The sequence below is a fragment of the Streptomyces sp. CoH27 genome (assembly GCF_020181035.1).
GTDB lineage: Bacteria > Actinomycetota > Actinomycetes > Streptomycetales > Streptomycetaceae > Streptomyces > Streptomyces camelliae.
On the sequence record NZ_JAIQYY010000011.1, the window covers coordinates 294,614 to 301,289 of the forward strand.

At 70.4% G+C, this 6,676-nt stretch carries 5 protein-coding genes; 1 reads left to right on the plus strand and 4 read right to left on the minus strand.

The window, feature by feature from the left end; translation table 11 throughout:
• Positions 1 to 52: 52 nt before the first annotated feature.
• Positions 53 to 499, minus strand: a complete 447-nt coding sequence (locus tag LE548_RS20700) for a MarR family winged helix-turn-helix transcriptional regulator (protein WP_225098386.1) — start codon at positions 497 to 499, stop codon at positions 53 to 55.
• Positions 500 to 596: 97 nt separating this feature from the next.
• On the opposite strand from LE548_RS20700, the gene LE548_RS20705 reads away from it, so the two are divergent.
• Positions 597 to 971 (plus strand): cupin domain-containing protein, encoded by a 375-nt coding sequence (locus tag LE548_RS20705; RefSeq protein ID WP_225098387.1) that lies wholly within the window; start codon positions 597 to 599, stop codon positions 969 to 971.
• A gap of 291 nt (positions 972 to 1,262) precedes the next feature.
• Here the strand turns inward: LE548_RS20705 and LE548_RS20710 are convergent, their stop codons facing one another.
• The 3 genes from LE548_RS20710 to LE548_RS20720 all read right to left on the minus strand — a co-directional run.
• Positions 1,263 to 2,237, minus strand: coding sequence for a hypothetical protein (locus tag LE548_RS20710; protein ID WP_225098388.1), 975 nt, complete (start codon positions 2,235 to 2,237; stop codon positions 1,263 to 1,265).
• Complete coding sequence (locus LE548_RS20715) at positions 2,234 to 5,680, minus strand: DNA polymerase III subunit alpha (protein WP_225098446.1); 3,447 nt, start codon at positions 5,678 to 5,680, stop codon at positions 2,234 to 2,236. Before LE548_RS20715 ends, LE548_RS20710 begins: the two co-directional genes overlap by 4 nt.
• Before the next feature lie 200 nt (positions 5,681 to 5,880).
• The coding region (locus LE548_RS20720) for a S1 family peptidase (protein WP_225098389.1) at positions 5,881 to 6,676 on the minus strand (796 nt) is incomplete at its 5' end.

A 6,676-nucleotide genomic window follows, 5' to 3' on the forward strand; every position in this document is an offset into this window, starting at 1 on the left:
GCCAGTAAAAACTTCCAGTGCTAGTAGAGCGGCACCGGAACCCGACAGGCCGTCACCAGGCGGGCCTGACAGGACCGTACGGAGCGATGCGCGCCAACCGCTCCCCCAACACGCGCACTTCACCCTCACCCAGCAGATCGGCCCAACGCCCCACGACTTCGGCCGCCGCCTCCTCCGCCGCCCGGGTGCAGGCCCACCCGCGCTCGGTGAGCACGACCAACCGGGCCCGCGCGTCCTTCGGATGCGGCCGGCGCTCGGCGTACCCCTTGCGCACGACCTCGTCCACCAGCTGACTCGCGGCCTGCTTGGTCACCCCGAGATGCGCGGCGAGGTCGCCGACGGTGGCGCCGTCCGGGGCGAGCCGCGCGAAGGCGAAGCCGTGGGCGGGCCGCAGATCGGTGAACCCGCGGGCCAGGACGCCGTCATGAATGCGTTGCGTGAGGTCACCCGCGGCGGCGAGCAGCGCGGCGGACAGGGCCATGGCTTCGGAGTTCTGCACGAGGGCATTGAAACACCCTTGACACATTGGTCAAGCAGCTTGACCATATAGTCAAGCGACTTGACTACAAGCCTCCCTCCGAACGGAGACCACACCCATGCCCGTAGTCCGTTCCGCCCAGGCCGTCTCCCACGAGATCCACGGCGCCCGCTTCGTCTCGTACGCCACCCCGCTCACCGGAAGCAAGGAACTGTGCGCCTGGCGCGGCGAGATCCCCCCGGGGACCAAGGCACCCGCCCACACCGTCACCCGGGAGGAGATCTTCCATCTGCTCGTCGGCGAGCTGCTGATGACCCTCGACGATCACACCGAGCGGATCACGGCGGGTGACACGGTGATCGTCAACGCCGGTACGACCCTGGCCGTGGAGAACCCGACGGACCACACCGCACTGTCCTGGGTCACCACCTCCGTGGGCCTGGAGGCGGAACTGGCCGACGGCACGCGCATCACTCCGCCGTGGGCCAACTGACCGTTCCTGTGGACCACCACCGGCGGTACGGCGGGATCGGTGACCGCGACCAGCCCCGAAGCTAGTGCCGCGGCAGGCAACGTTTGCCCGTCAAGGAGCGGCGTCCGGTGCGTGCTCTGGGGGTCCCCCCGGCCGAAGGCTGGGGGAGTGCCGGCCGGAAGCCCTCGTACTGGACGTACTTGGGCTTTCGGCCGGTGCGGCGAGTGGGGGTACCCCCTCTGGGGGAGCGTGCAGGGCGTCGCGACGGGGCGAACGTTGCCTGTTGCGGCACTAGCCACCTGGCGCCCGCCCTCACGCCGCCAGCGTCCCCGGCATCACCGCTCTCGGCCCGAACTTCGCCCGCGCGCGGTCCGCGACCTCCTCGATGCGGCGGACCTTCTCGTCCACGGGGTCGAAGGTGAGCTGGTGGGAGGCCTGGTCGGCGGGGGTCAGGCCCTCGGCGCGCAGGGCGAGGGCACGGACCCGGGCACGCTGGAGGCTGAGCGCCTCGTACATGCCGTAGGCCGCCTTCGTCAGGGCCGCCGAGTGCGCGGTCGGCTCCTTCAAGGTGCGGCTGCGGGTGGTCGAGGACCGGTCGGCGTAGCGCACGGTGAGCGTCAGCGTGCGGCAGACCTTCTCCACCGCGCGCAGCCGGGCGCCCAGCTCCTCGGCGGCCGACAGCAGTGCTCTGCGATGCCGGTCGGGGTCCAACTCGTCACGCTCGAAGGGCCGTTCGGTGACCAGCGACCGCGAGACGGCATTCGGCACGACCCGGCCGCGGTCGATGCCGCTCGCCCTCTCCCACAGCTCGCGGCCCGCCCTCGCGCCGATCAGCCGCTGGAGCGTGGACAGCGGCGCGGCGGCGACCAGCCCCAGGGTGTCCAGGCCGTACTCGCACAGGGTGCGGGCGGTCGCCGCACCGACGCCGGGCAGCGCGGACACGGGCCGCTCGGCGAGGAACCCGGCGATGCCCTCCGGTTCCCCGGGCACGACACACGTCACCCCGGGCCGGGCGTCGCGCAGCGCCACGCGGGCCAGCATCGGCCCCGGACCGGCGCCGATCGCACAGTCGACGCCGTACAGCGCGAGGGCCCGCACCCGGATCACCGAGGCCAGCTCCACCGCGTCGCGCCCGAAGTACCGCTCGGCACCGCGCAGATCGGCCAGCGCCCCGTCCGGGGGCAGCGCCTCGACCACGGGGGTGAAGTCCTCCAGCAACCCGAGCAGTCCCGGCAGGGCCGCCTCGTACATCGGCGGCAGCTGGAAACGTACGCAGAGAATGGTCATCCCGCACTCCCCGGACTCTGGTGCCACAACTTCCGTATCGCCGAAGGCCCTTGTGCGGCCTCCTGACCCGCGGGCCGCAGATCGGCCCACGGATGCATCTCGTATCCGGTGGGCAGATGAATCCGCCGGCCACCCGTCGCATCGCCACCGTCACCGCCACCGCCATCACCGCTCCCGGCCACCGGCTCCGCGAGCCGGGCGGCCACCACGTCCAGACCGCCCTCGGCACGCAGCTCGACCAGCTCGGCGAGATTCCAGGCGGCAGAACCCACCACGCTCAGACTCCGCGGCCCGCGCCGCTGCACCACGCCCCGCACCAGCAGCAGCCACGAGTGGAAGACCGTGTGCGCGCAGGCGTCGTGCGAGTCGTCGAAGAACGCCAGATCGACCAGCCCCGTGCCGTCGTCCAGGGTGGAGAAGATGACCCTCTTGCCGGACCGGATCGGCGGCGTCTGGGTGGCCGCCTTGGCGCCCGCGACCAGCACGGTCTCCCCGTGCCGGGCCTCACGCAGCCGGCGCGCGGAGACCACGCCCAGCTCCTTGAGGAACTCCCGGTGGTCGTCCATGAGATTCCGCGAGGCGTCCATGGACAGCACACCCAGCTCGGCACTGAGCCGCTCGGCCGACGTGAGGTCGGGCAGCCCGGCCGAAGCGGTCTTCCGTCCACCGGCCAAGGGCAGTTGACCGCCACCCGCACCCCGGGCACCTCGGTGAAGCTCGGTCAAGTGCAGTTGCAGATCACGCCGGTTGGCCCCGAAGGCGTCCAACGCCCCGACCTGGGCGAGCCTTTGGGCCAGTGGCCGACTGGGCCGCCCTCGCTCCCAGAAGTCCACCAGGGAGGAGTACGGCTGACCGCCCTCGATCCTCTTCGCCTCGACCTCGCTGATGCCGTGCACATCGCTCAGAGCGAGCCGCAACCCCCACACACCAGACTCGGACACCAGTTCGATCCGATGGGCGACCCCGGACACATTGACGTCCAACGGCAGGATCGGCACCCCCCGCCGCCGCGCATCGGCCAGCAGCAGCCGCTTCGGATACATCCCCGGATCATGCGTGAGCAGCCCGGCGTAGAAAGCGGCCGGGTGATGAGCCTTCAGCCAGGCCGACTGATACGTGGGTACGGCGAAGGCGACGGCGTGCGCCTTGCAGAACCCGTACGACCCGAAGGCCTCGACGATCTCCCACGTCCGCCGAATGGTTTCCGCGTCATACCCGTTGGCCGCCGCACACTGCGCGAACCACACCTTGATCCGCCCCTGCGACTCCGGATCGGACAGCCCCCGCCGCACCCGGTCGGCCTCGCCCCGCCCACACCCGGTCATGATGGCGACGATGTCGATGACCTGCTCATGAAAGACGACAACGCCGTACGTCCCCCGCAACGGACGCTCCAGGTCCGGATGCGGATACCGCACCGGCGCCCGCCCGTGCCGCGCCTCGATGAACGGCCGCACCATGTCGGCGGCGACGGGCCCCGGCCGGAACAGCGAAATATCGATGACCAGGTCATGAAACGTACTCGGTTGCAGCCGCCCCACCAGATCCCGCTGCCCCGGAGACTCGATCTGGAAGCACCCCAGGGTCTCGGCGGACCGGATCAACCGATACGTCTCCTCGTCCCCCGCCGGCACCGCGTCCAGGTCGATCCGCTCCCCGGTGACCCGCTCCACCTCGGCAAGGGCATGCGCCATCGCCGACTGCATCCGCACGCCCAGCACATCGAGCTTGAGCAGCCCGAGATCCTCCACATCCTCCTTGTCGAACTGAGACATCGGCAGCCCCTCGCCACTGGTGGGCACCACGGGCGTACGCGCGAGCAGCGAGGCATCGGACAACAACACCCCGCACGGATGCATGGCGACCCCGCGAGGCAAGGCGTCCAGCGCCTCGACGAGCTCCCACAACCGCCCGAACCTCTCCCGCTCCCCCGCCAGCTGCCGCAGCTCGGGCAGCTCGTCCAGGGCGGCCCGCGCATCCCGGGCCCGGATGTGCGGGAAGGACTTGGCAACCCGGTCGATCTCACCGGGATCCATCGACAGGGCGGCACCCACGTCCCGGATGGCATGCCGCACCCGATAGGTCTCCGGCATGGAAACGGTGGCGACCCGCTCCTCGCCGAACCGCCCGATGATCGCCCGGTACACCTCAAGCCGCCGAGCGGACTCCACATCGATGTCGATATCGGGCAGCACGACGCGCTCCTTCGACAGGAACCGCTCCATCAGCAGCCCGTGCTCGACCGGATCAGCGTTCGCGATACCCAGAAGATGGTTCACCAACGACCCCGCCCCGGACCCCCGGGCGGCCACCCGAATACCCATCTCCCTTACGTCATCGACAACTTGAGCGACCGTCAGAAAGTAAGAAGCGAAGCCGTGATGGCCGATGATGTCCAGCTCGTGATGCATCCGCTCCCAGTACGCACGCCTCCCCCCATACCCGAGCCGCACCATCCCCGCCACCGCCCGCGAGGCGAGGGCCCGCTGGGCGGTGCGCCGCCCGGCACCGACGAGATACGCCTCGGGAAAGTGAACCGTACCCATCCCGAGGTCGTCCTCGGGATCGACCAGGCACTCGGCGGCCGTCGCCCGGGTCTGCTCCAGCAGCCGATGAGCGGTGTCCCGCCGATAGCCGGCGGCCTCCACCACCCGCTCGGCGACCCGCAGCATGTCCCCCGCCCCCTTGAGCCAGGCCTCCCCGGAGTCCAGCTCCTTCCCCGGATCGATCGGCACCAGCCGCCGAGCGGCATCCAGCACATCGGCGACCGGCCCCATCCCGGGATCGGCGTACCGGACGGCGTTGCTGAGCACAGGCCGCACCCCCTGCTCGGCGGCGAAGCCGACGGTACGGGCGGCCAGCCGCAGCGAACCGGGACCCGTGCCCGTACGCCCGTGCCACACGGCCTCCAGCCGCAACGCGTCCCCATAGACCTCGCGCCAGGGAGCGAGGAGCTTCACCGCGCGATCGGGCCGCCCGGCCGCCAGGGCACGCCCCACATCGGACCCGGGCCCGAGCAGCACGGTCAGCCCGTCGCCGTGATTGTCGGCCCAGGCCAGCCGAGGGGTGTCCGCACCCCGGTGCGCGGCCGTGACGAGCCGGCACAGATCGGCCCAGCCCCGACCCCCGTCGCGAGCGAGATAGGTGACCCGGGGCATCGACTCATCGACGAAGGCACCACCACGAACCGGGGCAGGGCGGCGCTTCTCACTCCGTAGCGCCTCCGCCGGAACCACCGCAAGACCCACCCCGAAAACCGGCCGCACCCCCACCCGCGCACAGGCCTTGGCGAAGCGCACGACCCCCGCGACGGTGTCACGATCCGTAAGGGCCAGCACATCCATACCCCGCTCCGAGGCACGCTCGGCCAGCCGCTCCGGATGGGATGCCCCATACCTCAGGGAGAACCCGGAGACGGTGCGCAGATGCGCGAAGCCCGGCACACGCACCTCCCGCACTCGAACATCAGTTCCCTACTTCCACCCCCACCATACCTCCATTCCCGAACATATGTACGACACCCGCTGCGGTCCTGGTGAGCGGGTGTTTATGCAGGTCGGAGCCCCCCCCCCCGGGCCCAGGGGCAGATGAAAGCCCCCGCGCCCAAAACGATGCGGGGGCTTTCGACGATGACCCGGAACCGCTACGGCAGAGTGACCCCGTAGTAACTGAGCGCCTCGGTCACGGGCTGGAAGAAGGTCGTACCACCGGAGGTGCAGTCACCGCTGCCACCGGAGGTCAGCCCGTACGCCACGGTCCCGGCGTACAGCGGACCACCGCTGTCACCGCCCTCGGCGCAGACGGTGGTCTGGATCAGACCCGAAACGATGTCCCCGCTGCCGTAGTTGACGGTGGCGTTCAGCGCGGTGACCCGCCCGCTGTGCGTACCGGTGGTGGACCCGCGCCGGTAGACGGTCGTCCCCACGGACGGCGTGGCCGCACTGGTGATGGACTGGCTGCCCACCGAACTCGGATGCGAGATCGAGGAGTTGGTGTAGCGCACCAGGGCGAAGTCATTGCCCGGGAAGCTGTAGCCGACGTTGGTTCCGAGCACCGTGGTGTGGCTGGAATTGCTGTACCAGGTCGAGGCCACCTGACCGCAGTGCCCGGCGGTGAGGAAGTAGTACGTGCTGCCGCTGTGCACGTTGAACCCGAGCGAGCAGCGGTAGGAGCCACCGTAGATGGCGTCCCCGCCGGTGATCAGCTTGTTGAACTTGCCAGGGGTGTGCTTGACGGTGAGCGCGCCCGCCTGGGCACCGGCCTGCCGCTTGATCTTGGCGATCTCGGCCTGGGACACGGTGCTGTCGACGGTGACCACGACACGCCCGGTCTTGCTGTCGACCGCCCAGGCCGTACCGGGTACGTCGGCCTGACGGACGGAGTCGCTCGCCTTGGTGAGCTGGGTCGCGCTGAACGTGTGGGCGTCGCCGGCGTTCGCC